Genomic DNA, 15388 nt, shown 5'->3' on the forward strand with positions numbered 1-15388 from the left:
TTTGATAAACGTTATTCTTCTGTAATTGGTATTGCACCTGCTTCTGCAGCTATCTCCTGTCCAGCTTCACTTAAAATGAAGTCAATAAATGCTTGGCTTTCCTCTGATAAATCTTTATGCACAAAAAGGAAAGGACGAGATAATGGATAATTCCCTTCAATCACATTTTTAGCAGTTGGCTCTACACCATTAATATGAACGGTTGAAATGGTTTCATCTATATATTCAAAAGAAATAAATCCAATCGCATGCTCATTTGTTGCAACCGTCGTTTTTATATTTCCGTTCCCACTAGCGATAATTGAGTTCCGCACTAATTCACCAGAAGAGTAGTCAACAATTTCTTGAAAAGCATCTCTTGAACCTGATCCATCTTCACGTGAGACGACAACAATCTCCATATCTTTACCGCCTACTTCTTTCCAGTTTGTTATTTCACCTGTAAAGATTTTTTTCACTTCATCCATTGTTAAATCTTTTACTTTATTGTTTGCATGTGTAACCACTACAATTCCGTCAAAGGCAATAATTGTAGGTGATACTTCTTCCTCTTCTCCTGACTCTAAGCTTCGAGAAGACATGCCGATATCGGAAACACCATTTATTGCATTTGTAATCCCTGCTGAAGAACCAATTTGATTGATTTCAATATTTACATTTGCACTTTCCATATATTTAGCAGCTAACTTTTCTGCTAGCGGACCAACTGACGTAGAACCGGAAATGGAAATCGTACTTCCGTTACCTGAACTTGCTTGTCCTTCATCTTCTTCACCACCATTGCATGCAGTCAAAATTAAGGTGAGTGACATAAGTAACAAAATACTCTTCCATTTTCGAAGTTTTAGCATAGATAAACCTCCACTTTAGATAGCTTTTATCTTTTTTGTTTGTGTTAATCCCAATATAACGAATCATATTTAATTCTCTATTAACCTTTTGTAAAGCCTTTGTAAATTTTATCAATGTACGCATAAATATATGGAGAAATTGTAAAAATCAACCTGTTATTTTTGATAATTTTCTAAACTTTCATATTTCTCTATTGAAGAATACCTTTTATATTGTCTACAAAAATGAATGAAAAAAACATTTAAAGAAAAAATACAGGGAAGTATAGGCTTTTTCATGTAGGGTATGGTACGATGATTGCTAGAATAGGAAGTGATTATTGATGATTAATATTGAAATTCCTCATCCAGACTTAGTTATCACAAAAAAGAAGCCTGGCGGAGAACAAGGAACAACGGCTATCAGCCACTTATATGGTTTTACGGATTTTACAAAGATCCCAAGAGATAAAGGTGGAATGATTTTATTTTTTGACAAAAAAGAGAACCTTCTTTTTGTTGGGAAGGCACGTAAACTTAGACAACGTGTAAAAAAACATTTCGACGACCAAGTATCACCCATTAAAAACCACCGTGAACAAGTATCCAAGATTGCATGTATATATGTTGATGATCCCGTTGAGCGTGAAATATACGAAACGTATATTATCAATAAGTTAAAAGCAAAATATAATACTGAAAAAGTTTTCTTTTCAAACTAAAAATTTTATTTTAGCTATGGGATGGAGGAGAATAATCCTTCATCCTTTTTTTATAAATGTTTTCTCGACTTATGCGGGAGAAGTTCCTGCTTTAGTAACTAAAGTTAGGCAAGCTAAACTTTATATATTTTCACAAAAAAAAAGACTTCCGAACAGTAAAAATCTTACTAATCGGATGTCTTATTATTTTGGTTCTTTTTAAAGCGGTATGCTAAATAGGCAATGTATAATGGAGTGGCAATATAGATTAAATAAGGATAAGAACCATATGTTCCTTTATAAAGTACAAAAAGCATACAGCCTAAAAAGATTGTAACAATTGTCCCGTACTTTGGTAATGGGATATCTTTAAAACTCGGAATGCGAATACGACTGACCATTAAAAAGCAAAGCGCCGTAAATACAACTGTCGTAATAATACTGGGTACTAAATGGCCAAACAATGTAAGAATAGCTAAAATTCCCCCAGCGGCCGTAATCGGAACACCGATAAAATAGTTTGTGGACTGCTTACTAGTACCAACATTGAATCGTGCTAAGCGATATGCACCGAATAGCGGGAATAACCCAGACACTAATAATCCAATCGAACCAAATTGGTAAAAGTATGTATAATATACAAGAAATGACGGTGCTACCCCAAAAGTTACAACATCCGCTAATGAATCTAATTCTTTGCCTAGCGTACTATCTGCTTTTAACATTCTCGCTGCACGACCATCCATACTATCAAGCATCATACCGATAATAATCAATATTGCAGCATTATTATATTGGCCATGAGCAGCAAATCCAATAGACAAAAATCCACAATATAAATTGCCTAAAGTAAGCATATTAGGTATCATCTTTATTAATTTCACTTACAATCATCACTCACTTTTTTGTGATCTACGTTGCAAACATAAACCTATACTTAAACACAAATCACTTTTTAAGGTTTATCTATTATAACACTTTATTCTAAGTTGTTACTATATATGTTTGATGATTATTAAGTTCTTTTGACTCTATTTCTTTTTTTGAGAATTTCTCAAGTCAGAATATTGTTGAATACGTGACCAGTTATCATGAAAAATGAAATTTCCTCTTTGTTGATGATAATTACTTTTTGGTACTTCATCGATTTCTAATACAGGTGTTAAGCAACAATCGACTTGCTCGCTAAAATCCATCCAATCTGTAAATGACCGCTCCTTAAAAACTGTACAAACTTGTTTATAAATTGGATCACTTACCTCCCTCATATGACATGATGTCCATTCAGGATGATCAACAGCTAAGCAAAAAGCCTGCCAGAACTTCTTCTCCAATGCGCCTAATGCCATATAGCGATTATCACTTGTTTCATATAAACAATAGTTAACAATGGTTCCTGCTAAAACCTCTACACCTTTTTTCATTTCAGTGGCTTGATGAATGAGATGATGATTACCCATTAAAGCCGTCATTGTATCTGCCATACTTACTTGATGATAGCTACCTATTCCATATATCCCTCTTTGAACAAGACCCGCTAAAATCCTTTCGCTTGCCACAATTCCACCGACTAAATCAGCTATTTGTTGAGAAGGATGAATGGGACGTCCCTTATCATCCTTCCACTGTGCTAACATCCCACTGATGGCCATATAATTCAGATCATGACTTCCAAAGGTAGAATAAAAAGTATTTTCACCATATCCAACTAATGAACAATAGACAATTGTAGGATGATATTTTCGGACCGTGTCGTAATCTAATGTTAAACGCTTCATTACACCTGGTCGAAAACTTTCAATGATTACGTCTGCTTCTAGTATTAATTCCTTTACCTTATTTAAATCTCTTGTGTCTTTTAAGTTGAGGAAATGACTGTGCTTCCCACGATTATTACCCGTAAATAGGACTCCTTGGCCTTGGACAATTGGCTCTAAGTGTCGCGCAGGATCACCATTCGGTCCTTCTATTTTAATTACTTCTGCGCCTAGTTCTGCTAATCTAAGCGTGGCAAAAGGGCCTGGTAAATAGTTTGTAAAATCAATTATTTTCACATCCGTTAACATTTGGTATCCTTTCATTTACTGGCGATTATTTTTGTAATTGTTCCTGATTTCTTAATACAAATTTTTGGATTTTTCCACTGGCATTCCTCGGTAGACTTTCTACAAATTCATATCTTCTTGGTCTTTTATAATTCGCAAGGCTTTCACTCTGCTTACAAAATACATCTAACACCTCAGCAGTAATATTACCCTCTTTTTTGACAACGTAAGCAATGACAACTTCGCCCCAATGCTCATCTGGTATACCTAATACAGCTACATCTAACACGGAAGGATGTGCATGGAGAACATCTTCTACCTCACGTGGATAAATATTCTCTCCCCCTGAAATCACCATATCATCAACACGGTCTTTCACATAAAGAAATCCTTCTTCATCGAGATAACCCATATCTCCTGAGTGATACCAGCCGTTATGAAGTGCCTTTTTAGTTGCTTCCTCTCTTTTATAATAGCCTTGCATCATACTTGGCCCTCTCACAATAATCTCACCTACTGTCCCAGTTGGAACGACTTGATCATCGTATGAGCGACCCTCTTCATTAGGTTCAACAATTCTTATCTCATGGTTTAAGCAAGCTTGCCCTGCGGAGCCTGCTTTTCGAATCTGGTCTTCATCACTTAAAAACGTAATTGCCGGGCCCATTTCCGTCATCCCATAGGCTTGAGTTAATTTAACACCCAACTTTTCCCGACAGGCAAACACGAGACTTGGTGCCATCGGGGCTGCACCATATAAACCTTTTTCTAATGTTGAGAGGTTATAAGCCTGTAAATCTTCTTGAAGCAACATATTCCACATCGTTGGTGCTGCAAAGAATGCGGTAATTTTTTCAGACTCAATCAGTGCCAATGCTTTTTTAGCATCAAACTGGTGGAGAATGGTACTCTTCGCCCCAATATGAACTCTTGGTAAAAAAGCGCAATGTAACTCTGCACAATGAAACATAGGAGCAGCAACTAACCCATTATCATTCTGATGATAATTTAATGCATGAATGACAATCAGACTTTGTTCTGTCATATCTTTATGGCGATGTAGCACACCTTTTGGCCTCCCTGTTGTCCCGCTCGTATACATAATCGCATATAGATCATCTGATGATAGTTGCACTTCTACCTTCTCTCTGTTAACAGCTTTGATTTGCTCATGATAACTTTTGGCAAAAGGAGGATGAATGCCATCAATGGACCAAAATTGAACGGTGGGGAAACTATTGGCCACTTTTTCAACAGCTGTCTGTAGGGCTTCTTCAAAAATAAACACTTTTGGTTCAGCATCAGAAATAATAAATGACAATTCTTCTGACATCAGACGGAAATTAATAGGATTAAATACTGCACCTATTTTTGCACAGGCAAAAAACGTCGTTGCTAATTCTTCTGTATTATATAAATAGGTAGAAACTCGGTCTCCTTTTTTTACTCCTGCTACATGTAATGCTTGTGCTAAACCATTGACTTCTTCTGCCCACTCCCGATAAGTAAACCTTAAATCTTTTCTGACATCATATAATGCTTCCTTCTCTGGAAACTTACTTACCGTTAAATCAAAGATTTCTGCAATCGTCATTGTCATCTATTATTCCTCCTTTTTTATTAAAAGATTTTTTCTATAATGGTTGCGTTTGCCATCCCCATACCTTCACACATTGTTTGTAATCCATACCTACCTTCTGTGCGGTCTAATTCACTCATCATCGTTAATAATAAGCGAGCTCCACTTGCACCCAGTGGGTGTCCTAAGGCGATAGCACCTCCATTTGGATTCAGTTTATTCGCATTTGCTCCTGTTTCTTTCAACCACGCTAATGGCACAGAGGCAAAGGCTTCATTCACTTCAAAAACATCCATATCCGCTAAAGTTAATCCAGACTTCTGCAATACTTTTTCAGTAGCAGCTATCGGTCCTGTTAACATCAAGGTAGGGTCAGAGCCAATGACAATACGGGTAATGATTTTGAATCTTGGTTTTAAACCTAACTCATGCGCTTTCTCAGCTGACATAATTAATAAAGCACCTGCTCCGTCACTTATTTGACTCGCATTTCCAGCGTGTATGATACCATTCTCTTTAAAAGAAGGTTTCAATCCACCTAATTTCTCTATACTTGTTCCTTTCCTCGGACCTTCATCTTGATTAAAAGTAAATGTTGCCCCATCATCGTCAAGTAACTTCATTGGCATAATTTCATTCTTAAAGCGATTTTCTGCTTGTGCAAGTAGTGCCTTTTCATGACTGTGATATGAAAATTCATCTAGTTGAGCACGAGTGAACTGATATTTCTCTGCTATTCTTTCTGCCGATAACCCTTGATGGATAATCTCATAATGCTTTGTCAATTGCTCACTCGGTTTTACACCTTGATAGCTTGAACCAATTGGGATTCTCGACATACTTTCAACGCCACCTGCTATGACAATATCCATATCACCTGACAAAATCGCCTGGGCAGCAAAATGAACCGCTTGCTGACTCGATCCACATTGTCTGTCAATCGTTGTTCCTGGAACCGTGATTGGTAATCCAGCAATAAGAGCCGCCACACGAGCAATGTCTCCAGTTTGTTCACCTATTTGCGATACACATCCTAAAATAACATCATCTACTAGTGCTGGATCTATCCCTGTCCTTTCTACTAATCCTTTAATAACTGCTCCAGCTAAGTCATCAGGACGTGTATTTCTTAAAGAACCGTTCCTTTTTCCGACTGCACTTCTTATCCCATCAATAATAACTACTTCCCGCAAAAGAAATCCTCCTTTATAATCCTAAGTTTTTAGCAATAATCGATTTCATCATTTCATTGGTACCTGCGTAGATGCTGGCAACAGGTATGTCTCTATACCTTCTCGCTATTTCATACTCTTCCATATAGCCGTATCCGCCGTGAAGTTGCATGCATTCTGTCGCAATTCTTCTTGCATTCTCTGTGCATTTCCATTTCGCCATTGAAACTTGAGTGACAATATCCTTCTGATTGATATGGTCCTGAATTAACATTTGAAGAAAGGCACGGCTCATCTCTACGTCTGTTACCATCTCAGCCATTTTAAACTGCGTATTTTGAAAGGAGCTAATCGCCTTGCCAAACGCCTTTCTTTCTTTGATGAAAGCCATTGTCATTCTAATCATTTCTTCTGCAGCAATCTGGGCAGCAATGGCAACAATTAACCGTTCTTGTTGAAGTTTATCCATTAAATAGTAAAATCCTCTACCTTCCTCACCGAGTAGATTTTTACTAGGTACGACACAATCATCAAAAATAAGCTCTGCTGTATCTTGGCTATGTAAGCCAACCTTGTTTAATTTTCGCCCCCTTGTAAACCCTTTCATTCCTTTCTCTACTACAACTAAGCTGATGCCTCTATGTGGAGGATTCACCTTCGTATCTGTTTTTACTGCCACAATGACCAAATCTGCACTAATCCCATTTGTGATGAAGGTTTTTTCACCATTCAGAATATAATGATCATCAACTTTTTTAGCTGACGTCCTAATCGATGCCAAATCAGAACCCGCACCAGGTTCAGTCATGGCAATCGCCGTAATGATTTCCCCTGTTGCACATTTTGGTAACCATCGCTTCTTTTGCTCTTCTGTTCCATATGTTGTGATATAAGGTATGACAATATCATTATGAAGGCCGATACCAATCGTTCCGGATCCGACTCTTTCTAATTCTTCATTTATAACGACAGAGTAGCCAAAATCACCCCCACTTCCACCATATTCCTCGTCAATATTTGGGCATAAATAGCCTTGCTCACCCATTTTCCTCCAAAAAGCTCTAGGAATCATACCGTCTTTTTCCCATTGTGAATAATAGGGATAAGCTTCTTTATCTAAAAACTTACGGAAAGATTTTCTAAAAAGTTCATGCTCCTCTGTTATATATGTATCATTCATATCTGCCTTTCCTCCTTTTCTATATTTTATTATATTTTATTATATTTTTCTTATTTTTTCGAATATTTTTAATACAAATTTCTTACACCTATTCTGTAATTATGAAATGGATTACGTGAACTTGATCTCATCAGTGATGATCCGTTCTCGCTAAACGTGTTGCATGATTATATTTTTTTGATATGATTACTGTATGAACATAGGGAAGGGCCTGGCACAAAATGAATGATCAAACTGTTTTCGAACTCATTCATGCGATGGAACAAGTAACCAACCGCATGATTATTAAATGGAATCAATCTTTTAATGAAGGATTAGGGATATCTCATATTCTTTTGCTTAGCCATTTAAAGCGTGATGGAAAAATAAAACCTATCGATTTGGCAGAAAGCCTCGGTATCGCACCATCTTCTATTTCGCATCTTATTCAGAAATTATCTAAACGGAATTATATTATTCGAATTCCTGATTTAAATGATAAAAGAATTTCATATTTAGAGATAACTGATGAAGGCTTAGAAGTATTAAAAAAAGCAGCTGAAGACGGGCATCAACTGCAAAGAAATACATTTGCACAGCTCACTAATGAGGAAATAAAACAATTAATAGTAATTTACCAAAAATTAAATTTCACCCTCGATCAACTGTGAGCATCGTTTTTCATTGCGCGTATCACTCGGTAGCCCAGATGGTTACTTAATTGCAGGTTTAGTTGGTAATGATCAATTAGCACTTGTGATAAATCTTCATTTAATAATTTGATATGTTGATGGGAACTATCATCTCCCATCTTCACTCCTTCTGCTATCATCTCTGCAATCGTACTTGCTTTTAACACTTCCACCTTCTTAAAGCCGGCTCTGTCTAAGGCCGAAGCCCAATCTTTTTCACTCAACACTTTTTCTAATTGATAAAACCCCTTCATTTCATCTTCCATTTCACTAGTCAATGATGCTTCTTTCGTCATCTCTATTAAATAGAGTTTTCCTTTGCCTTTTAATACACGTGCAAATTCCTTTAACGTATTTTCTACGTTAGTAAAAGCGGTAACTGATTCAGATAGAATAAAATCAAATTGTTGATTAGAAAATGATAACTTCTCCACATTACCTAATGAAACACGAAAGGGCTTTGCTAACTTTCTCGCCCTTCTAGTTGCTGCCTGTACCATTTCTGAATGTTTATCTATTGCTTCTATTTTCGCATGATATAAATCACTTAATAGATAAGATGTGCTTCCTGTTCCACAGCCCGCATCAAGAATAGTTGTTTCTGACGTTATATCCTCATTAATAAATAACTCGCTCGTAAGTTGTTTCCCTCCAGGGTGAGCGAATGGGACTTGAAAATAGGCTAAAGCATCTTCATAAGAATTTTTCATTGTTCCCCTCCTTGTATATAATCTATATTATTCTAAGATTCTATTCGATGACACTGGATAAAAACTCCGCTCTTCATATGAGACATGCACCTATTCAAAAAAGAAAGGTGGACATACCATAAGGAGAGAAAGCATTTTTATTTCCCGGAGGTGTTAATTTAATGAGTGGTTATTATCAACGCTGTTATAACGGAATAGGAAAACCTGTAGAAATCAAAATGAATGATGGTAGAATTCATCGTGGGGTTATTGAAAGAGTTTCTAACGATAGAGTGTATTTACGTCCAATGAACCGAAATTATGGTGGTTACGGTTATGCTGGCAGATGCCGCAGAGGTGGTTGCGGTGGCGGCGGTTGGGGCTGGGGATTTGGCGCGGGAATTGCTTTAGGTGCCATTGCTGCCTTAGTTTTTCTTCCTTTATTTTTCTGGTAATTGTAACACAAAAAAGTAACCGCTAATATATTGTGCGGTTACTTTCTTTGTTATCCAAAACTTACTTTGAAATGGTTTGATTATATTGATGTAACGTATTAAGCCGTTTATTGTTCGTGGCAATAATATAAAATGCAGCTAAAATGATAAGAACAGCAATAAGTGTACCAAGGTTAAATAAACCTTTACTTGAATACCATACAATAGAGTACCCTATTGCCCCTGCAAATAATGAGTAATAAACAAATGGCAAAAGTGTTTTACGAATAATTTCCCCCTCTTTACCGACGAGTCCTACTACCGCAGAAGCAGCAACAACATTATGGACACAAATCATATTACCCGCTGCTCCACCGACTGCCTGTAAAGCGACAATCCAGCTCGGGTTCACCCCAATTTGGCTACCGACATCATACTGAAAAAGAGAGAACATCATATTACTAACCGTATTACTACCAGCGATAAATGCACCAATTCCACCAATAAAGGTAGCAAAAAATGGCCAAAATTCACCAGCTAATGCCGCGGCCCCATTTGCTAGTTCGATTGGCATTTGTTCATAACCGGCAGCTCCTCCACCAGTATTGATGAATACTTGCACCATTGGAACAGTGAAAATAAGTGCAACGGATGCCGCAACTGTGGTCTTCGCTGACGTACTCCATGCTTTTTTATATGAATGTGTATTCATTCCATGAATAAAGAATGTAATGAGTGAAACTAGTATAAATACTGTACCTGGTGAATAAAGAATTTCAAAACTTGCTGTAATTGTAGACCCAAAAATATTTTCTGCCTTAATCACTACGGATTGTAGCCATTCTTTTAAAGGAAGCGTTTTCAACCTCGTTAAAACTAAAAAGATTCCCACTAGTATATAAGGGGACCAAGCTTTAAATAAGCCCATTGTTTTCCCGTTATTATTTAGTTGTACTTCAATTCTACCTGTCCATTCAGGATCCCATTTTGACTTCTCTTCAAAGTCCCAAGTCTCGTCTTTCGGAAGGAGAAAACCTTTTCTAGCTGCAAGTACGACTATTAGTAAACCAACTAGTCCCCCTGTCATAGATGGGAATTCTGGTCCAAGTGTATTTGCAACAATAACATATGGAATAGTCATTGCAAAGGCCGCAAACAGAGCGAACTTCCATACTTTTATTCCTTCTGCAAATGATTTATTTTTACCAAAAAAGCGAGTCATTAAAGCAACAACAAATAGTGGAATGAAGGTACCAGCAATCATATGCAATATAGCGGCATGACCACCAATAGTTGTTACAATATTCAAGAGATTATCAGTTATACTTTGGTTAGCAGATAAACCTGTTTGTACCCCTACTAATACAGGTGTACCAACAGCTCCAAAAGTAACAGGTGTACTTTGAATGACCATGCCCGCCACAACAGCTGCCATTGCAGGAAATCCTAAACCTACCATTAATGGAACTGCTACCGCAGCAGGAGTACCAAAGCCTGATGCCCCTTCAATAAATGAGCCAAAGAGCCAAGCAATAATGATTACTTGAATTCTTCGGTCTGGTGAGATATCTATGAAGCCTTGGCGAATGGTTCTCATGGCTCCACTTTCCTGTACAGTATTTAATAATAATATTGCACCAAAAATAATATATAACAGTGTAATGGCAACAACTAAACCATTTACACTTGCTGCAGCTACAGTATTGAATGGAACCTTCCATACAAATAATGCTAATGCGGCAGCAATTAGAAAGGAAATCGGCATCGCTTTACTGGCCGGCCATTTAAGTCCAACAAGAAAAATGGCAACAGCAATAATCGGTAATAAAGAAATAACTGCTAAAACACCTGTACTCACACACACTCCCCCTTAACCTTTTTCTTTGTTATACAACTAAAGCATTTTGTTATATAACAAATGTTATATATATTAATTATACTTATTTATTATACAATTACAACAATATTCCGAAAATTATAAATTGATATTTTCTATTTATTAGAAGCGTTTTTCAGAAACAAAATGATAAATCACAAATAAGGTAGAAACGATCAATAGTCAGGCTTTAAAAAATATAAAAACGCTCACTTTTTAAAAATCAGGGAGCGCTTTTATCATTTGTAAGATTACTATTCACCTAGATACCCTAAGCGTATGGATACTTTCTTTCCAATTTCAACCATAAGGGGAGCGAGTTTTTGCAAACGTTCTTGTGACATTCTTATTAATGGTCCTGATACACTGATTGCAGCACATACATTGTTTTGATAGTCGAAGATTGGGACAGCAATACATACAATGCCATTTTCATTTTCCTCTAAGTCAAGGGCAAAACCTTTTGTCTTGATCATCTTTAAATTTTCTAACAATGCCATCTCATCTGTAATTGTGTGCTCTGTATGAGGATTCAACCCTTTTCTCTGTATAATCTCTTTGACTACTTGTACTGGTTGATGTGCTAAGATCGCTTTACCAACAGATGTACAATGCATAGGCGCACGCTTACCAACTGAGGAATGCATTCTCAATGCTTCATTACCATCTAGTTTTTCGATATAAACAACCTCGTTATTATCTGGTACAACTAAATGAATGACCTCATTCGTCTTTTGTTCCAAATCCTGCAAATAAGGCTTCGCTTCTGAGCGGATATCTATTGAATCAAGCAATCTAGTACTAATATTTAATATTTTGTACCCTACTTTATATTTGCCTGAATCTTTTACTTGCTCGATATAACCATACTTCACAAGAGTTGATAATATGCGGTGTACGGAGCTTTTATTGATATCCATTTCGTTTGCAATTTCAGTCACACCCATGCCATGTTTTCTTAAACTAATCATATCAATAATATCAAGCGCTCTACTTACCGATTTCACCATATTATCTCTTTCCATGCCCTCACCTCAATCAAAACCTACAAAAATCATTTATGACTTCACTTCCGCTTTACTTCTTACGACTGTATTTGCTAACTGACCGATTGATTCAATCTCACATGAAATTATATCACCTTCACCAATCAATTCGGCGCCTACAGGACTTCCAGTAAGGATAACATCTCCAGCCCTCAAAGTCATTACCTTCGATAGAAACGCAATCATCTTTTGGATAGAAATAATCATTAAATCAGGGGAACTATCTTGCTTTAATTGACCATTTAGCTTTGCTCTGATTCGAGTTTCTTCTAGCTCAAGCTCTGTTTCTATAACAGGACCAAGAGGAGTAAAAGTATCGAATGCTTTACCGACCGTCCAATGGCCGTCTTGATGGAAAAATTGTGGGGCTGTTACATCATTACCAATCGTGTAACCAAAAATATGATCAAACACATCTTCTTCGGCGACATCTTTAGTTTCTTTACCAATCACTACTGCCAACTCTGATTCAAATTTAACTTGATCAATCCCCTTAGGAATGATTATTTCTTCACTCGGACCGATTACAGATGATACCGGTTTAAAGAAAAACACCGGTACTTCTGGAAGCTCCTCTGGTAGCTCTAGTTTATCACTAACAAAGTTTGCACCGATTCCGATAATTTGGTTGGGAACTATAGGAGAAACAAGTCTAACATTACTTTGATCATAATAGTTGCCTGTCTCTTCCCACTCACTGAATATATCACCTGAGATTTCTTTGATTTTCTCATTTTCAATGATACCTTGTAATAATTGATTATTAATCGTAAACCTTACAAATTTCATTTAAAATCCTCCTACAACAAACATTTAAGTGTTTATCATTACATGTTTAAGTCCTACTCTTCTTACGATATTTAGAAAAGAGCGGCCGCAACCGAACCACTCTTTTATTCATTATTTTTTACTGTTTTACAGCGAACTTCGCTTTTGCCTCAATTCTACGACGGTGTAAAATCGGTTCAGTATAGCCACTTGGTTGTCTAACTCCTTCAAAAACTAGTTCACATGCAGCTTGAAAAGCAACAGACTCCTCAAAGTTCGGTGCCATCGGATAATACAATGGATCACCCGCATTTTGTTCATCCACTACTTTCGCCATTCTTTTTAAAGTAGTCATTACTTGGTCCTTTGAAACAATCCCATGATGCAACCAATTCGCCATATGTTGGCTCGAAATTCTTAAAGTCGCTCGGTCTTCCATTAAATCAATATTATTAATATCTGGAACTTTCGAGCAACCGATGCCTTGATCAACCCATCTAACGACATACCCTAATATCCCTTGTGCATTATTATCCAACTCTGCTTGGATTTCTTCTTCTGTCCAATTTGTATCCTGTGCCACTGGTATTTCGAGTATTTCGTCTCTTAGATCAGCCTTTTTCACTGTTAACGATTGCTGTACATCAGCTACGTCTACTTGATGATAATGAAGAGCATGAAGCGTAGCAGCAGTCGGTGAAGGAACCCATGCTGTATTTGCACCAGCTTTAGGGTGTGCCACCTTTTGTTCGAGCATGGCTGCCATTAAATCAGGCATCGCCCACATGCCTTTACCTATTTGCGCCTTCCCTTTGAAACCGGTAGAAAGCCCTGTTAACACATTAGACGTTTCATATGCTTGCAGCCATTTTGTTGACTTCATATCATTTTTTCGAATCATTGCGCCCATTTCCATTGAGGTATGCATTTCATCTCCGGTACGATCTAAGAATCCTGTATTAATAAATACAACCCTTTCTTTTACTTCTTTAATACAAGATTTTAAATTTAAAGAAGTTCTTCTTTCTTCATCCATTACACCTATCTTCAATGTATAACGATCAAGTCCCAATAAATCTTCTGTTCGATTAAAAAGCTCATTGGCAAAAGCCACTTCTTCTGGACCATGCATTTTTGGTTTAACGATATAGATAGCATTCTTTTTACTATTTTGATATTTTCCATTTCCAAGCAATGTATGTTTTGCTGCTAGTGAAGTAATCACACTATCTAAAATTCCTTCTTGAATTTCCTCACCATTCTCAGTTAATATCGCTTCATTTGTCATTAAGTGGCCAACATTTCTGACAAACATAAGTGAGCGTCCATTAAGCGAAAAGGTCTCCCCATTAGGTGCCAAATATTCACGATCATCATTCATAGCCCTTGTGATCGCTCGGTCTCCTTTTTTAAATGTAGAAGTTAAATCTCCTTTCATTAACCCTAACCAATTACGATATACCAGTACTTTATCCTCAGCATCAACTGCTGCAACTGAATCTTCACAATCCATAATCGTAGTAACTGCAGCTTCTAATAAAATATCTTTAATTCCTGCGTCATCGGTTTTTCCAATTGGGTGTTGACGATCAATCTGAATTTCAAAATGAAGTTGATTATTTTTCAATAGAAGGGCTGTTGGTTCTGTTTTTGTTCCACAATAACCGATAAATAATGCTTTATTACGGAGAGATTCTTTTCTCCCACTATTCAATGTAATGACTAGTTCACTATCTTCAACTGTATAAGCGATTGCATCTTTATGACTGCCATTTTGTAACGGCATCACTTCATCTAAAAAGTTCCTACTAAAAGCGATTACTTTCTCTCCGCGAATAGGGTTGTATGCACCTTCTCTCGTTGCCCCATCTTCGGTACTAATTGCATCTGTGCCATATAATGCATCATATAAACTACCCCATCTCGCATTGGCTGCATTAATTGCATAACGCCCATTATTAATTGGAACAACTAATTGCGGTCCTGCTTGAATGGCTATTTCATCGTCAATATTTTGAGTAGTAATTTCGAAATCGTCAGCTTCAGGGAGCAAATAGCCTATCTCTTCTAAAAACTGTTTATACTGTTTAGAATCAAATGATTTTCTTGTTGTATGCCATTCATTAATCTTTGTTTGTATGTCTTCTCTTTTTTGTAATAACTGTTTATTCTTCGGAGTTAAATCGGTAATTAATTTTTCGAAACCTTGCCAAAATTGCTCTGAGTTCACTTCTGCCCCTGGTAATGCCTCTTTTTCAATAAAACGAAATAATTCCTCAGCGATTTTTAGACTGCCTTTTTCTACATATTGCGTCATAATAATCCTCCTTGTTTGTTATTACAAAACACTGTTTCTATTATTCTAAAAAAAATATACCATGATTGTATGATCGTTTC

Annotated in this window: 14 protein-coding genes; 3 read left to right on the forward strand and 11 right to left on the reverse strand. The window is 36.8% G+C overall.

The annotated features are described in order from the left end of the window. Positions 1 to 11: 11 nt before the first annotated feature. Complete coding sequence (locus MHH73_RS12785; protein ID WP_341067249.1) at positions 12 to 851, reverse strand: phosphate ABC transporter substrate-binding protein; 840 nt, start codon at positions 849 to 851, stop codon at positions 12 to 14. Between the two features lie 323 nt (positions 852 to 1174). Between MHH73_RS12785 and MHH73_RS12790 the strand changes: the two genes are divergently transcribed. Then, positions 1175 to 1552 carry a nucleotide excision repair endonuclease gene (locus MHH73_RS12790; RefSeq protein ID WP_191814475.1) on the forward strand — a complete coding sequence of 126 codons (378 nt, stop codon included), beginning with the start codon at positions 1175 to 1177 and terminating at the stop codon, positions 1550 to 1552. A gap of 167 nt (positions 1553 to 1719) precedes the next feature. Here the strand turns inward: MHH73_RS12790 and pssA are convergent, their stop codons facing one another. The 5 genes from pssA to MHH73_RS12815 form a co-directional block, all read right to left on the reverse strand. Continuing rightward, the gene (gene pssA, locus MHH73_RS12795) at positions 1720 to 2415 is read right to left on the reverse strand and encodes a CDP-diacylglycerol--serine O-phosphatidyltransferase (protein ID WP_191814477.1); all 696 of its coding nucleotides are present in this window, start codon (positions 2413 to 2415) and stop codon (positions 1720 to 1722) included. Between the two features lie 147 nt (positions 2416 to 2562). After that, positions 2563 to 3597, reverse strand: coding sequence for a CoA transferase (locus MHH73_RS12800; RefSeq protein ID WP_191814479.1), 1035 nt, complete (start codon positions 3595 to 3597; stop codon positions 2563 to 2565). A 25-nt stretch (positions 3598 to 3622) separates the two neighbouring features. Next, a complete protein-coding gene (locus tag MHH73_RS12805) occupies positions 3623 to 5176 on the reverse strand; it encodes a fatty acid--CoA ligase (protein ID WP_191814481.1) in 1554 nt (517 codons plus the stop codon). A gap of 20 nt (positions 5177 to 5196) precedes the next feature. Next, complete coding sequence (locus tag MHH73_RS12810; RefSeq protein WP_341067257.1) at positions 5197 to 6348, reverse strand: thiolase family protein; 1152 nt, start codon at positions 6346 to 6348, stop codon at positions 5197 to 5199. A 13-nt stretch (positions 6349 to 6361) separates the two neighbouring features. After that, positions 6362 to 7507 (reverse strand): acyl-CoA dehydrogenase family protein, encoded by a 1146-nt coding sequence (locus tag MHH73_RS12815; RefSeq protein ID WP_341067260.1) that lies wholly within the window; start codon positions 7505 to 7507, stop codon positions 6362 to 6364. A 221-nt stretch (positions 7508 to 7728) separates the two neighbouring features. Here MHH73_RS12815 and MHH73_RS12820 point away from each other — a divergent pair, with 221 nt between their 5' ends. Then, entirely contained in the window at positions 7729 to 8157 is a 429-nt protein-coding gene (locus MHH73_RS12820) for a MarR family winged helix-turn-helix transcriptional regulator (RefSeq protein ID WP_191814487.1), read from the forward strand. Here the strand turns inward: MHH73_RS12820 and MHH73_RS12825 are convergent. Continuing rightward, the gene (locus MHH73_RS12825; RefSeq protein ID WP_341067263.1) at positions 8148 to 8888 is read right to left on the reverse strand and encodes a class I SAM-dependent methyltransferase; all 741 of its coding nucleotides are present in this window, start codon (positions 8886 to 8888) and stop codon (positions 8148 to 8150) included. The genes MHH73_RS12820 and MHH73_RS12825 overlap by 10 nt on opposite strands. Positions 8889 to 9049: 161 nt before the next feature. On the opposite strand from MHH73_RS12825, the gene MHH73_RS12830 reads away from it, so the two are divergent. Next, a complete protein-coding gene (locus MHH73_RS12830) occupies positions 9050 to 9322 on the forward strand; it encodes a hypothetical protein (RefSeq protein WP_191814491.1) in 273 nt (90 codons plus the stop codon). Positions 9323 to 9383: 61 nt separating this feature from the next. Here MHH73_RS12830 and MHH73_RS12835 read toward each other — a convergent pair whose 3' ends face one another. From MHH73_RS12835 to MHH73_RS12850, 4 genes are all read right to left on the reverse strand, one after another. Next, positions 9384 to 11159, reverse strand: a complete 1776-nt coding sequence (locus MHH73_RS12835) for an L-lactate permease (RefSeq protein WP_341067268.1) — start codon at positions 11157 to 11159, stop codon at positions 9384 to 9386. Positions 11160 to 11431: 272 nt separating this feature from the next. Continuing rightward, positions 11432 to 12202 (reverse strand): IclR family transcriptional regulator, encoded by a 771-nt coding sequence (locus tag MHH73_RS12840; protein WP_191814495.1) that lies wholly within the window; start codon positions 12200 to 12202, stop codon positions 11432 to 11434. Positions 12203 to 12235: 33 nt separating this feature from the next. Next, positions 12236 to 13012: a fumarylacetoacetate hydrolase family protein gene (locus MHH73_RS12845; protein WP_341067272.1), complete on the reverse strand. Its 777-nt coding sequence runs from the start codon at positions 13010 to 13012 to the stop codon at positions 12236 to 12238. Between the two features lie 118 nt (positions 13013 to 13130). Next, on the reverse strand, positions 13131 to 15308 hold the full coding sequence (locus MHH73_RS12850; RefSeq protein ID WP_341067276.1) for a malate synthase G: 2178 nt from the start codon (positions 15306 to 15308) through the stop codon (positions 13131 to 13133). Positions 15309 to 15388: the final 80 nt, after the last annotated feature.

Origin of the sequence: Cytobacillus sp. FSL K6-0265 (assembly GCF_038003465.1) — a bacterium.
In the GTDB taxonomy this organism is placed as follows: domain Bacteria; phylum Bacillota; class Bacilli; order Bacillales; family Cytobacillaceae; genus Cytobacillus; species Cytobacillus stercorigallinarum.

What these genes read in the sequence shown, in the direction of transcription:
- MHH73_RS12845 (WP_341067272.1), bottom strand. Translation starts at nt 13,012, where the DNA reads ATGAAATTTGTAAGGTTTACGATTAATAATCAATTATTACAAGGTATC.
- MHH73_RS12820 (WP_191814487.1), top strand. Translation starts at nt 7,729, where the DNA reads ATGAATGATCAAACTGTTTTCGAACTCATTCATGCGATGGAACAAGTA.
- MHH73_RS12785 (WP_341067249.1), bottom strand. Translation starts at nt 851, where the DNA reads ATGCTAAAACTTCGAAAATGGAAGAGTATTTTGTTACTTATGTCACTC.
- MHH73_RS12830 (WP_191814491.1), top strand. Translation starts at nt 9,050, where the DNA reads ATGAGTGGTTATTATCAACGCTGTTATAACGGAATAGGAAAACCTGTA.
- MHH73_RS12805 (WP_191814481.1), bottom strand. Translation starts at nt 5,176, where the DNA reads ATGACAATGACGATTGCAGAAATCTTTGATTTAACGGTAAGTAAGTTT.
- MHH73_RS12790 (WP_191814475.1), top strand. Translation starts at nt 1,175, where the DNA reads ATGATTAATATTGAAATTCCTCATCCAGACTTAGTTATCACAAAAAAG.
- MHH73_RS12825 (WP_341067263.1), bottom strand. Translation starts at nt 8,888, where the DNA reads ATGAAAAATTCTTATGAAGATGCTTTAGCCTATTTTCAAGTCCCATTC.
- MHH73_RS12815 (WP_341067260.1), bottom strand. Translation starts at nt 7,507, where the DNA reads ATGAATGATACATATATAACAGAGGAGCATGAACTTTTTAGAAAATCT.
- MHH73_RS12850 (WP_341067276.1), bottom strand. Translation starts at nt 15,308, where the DNA reads ATGACGCAATATGTAGAAAAAGGCAGTCTAAAAATCGCTGAGGAATTA.
- MHH73_RS12800 (WP_191814479.1), bottom strand. Translation starts at nt 3,597, where the DNA reads ATGTTAACGGATGTGAAAATAATTGATTTTACAAACTATTTACCAGGC.
- MHH73_RS12840 (WP_191814495.1), bottom strand. Translation starts at nt 12,202, where the DNA reads ATGGAAAGAGATAATATGGTGAAATCGGTAAGTAGAGCGCTTGATATT.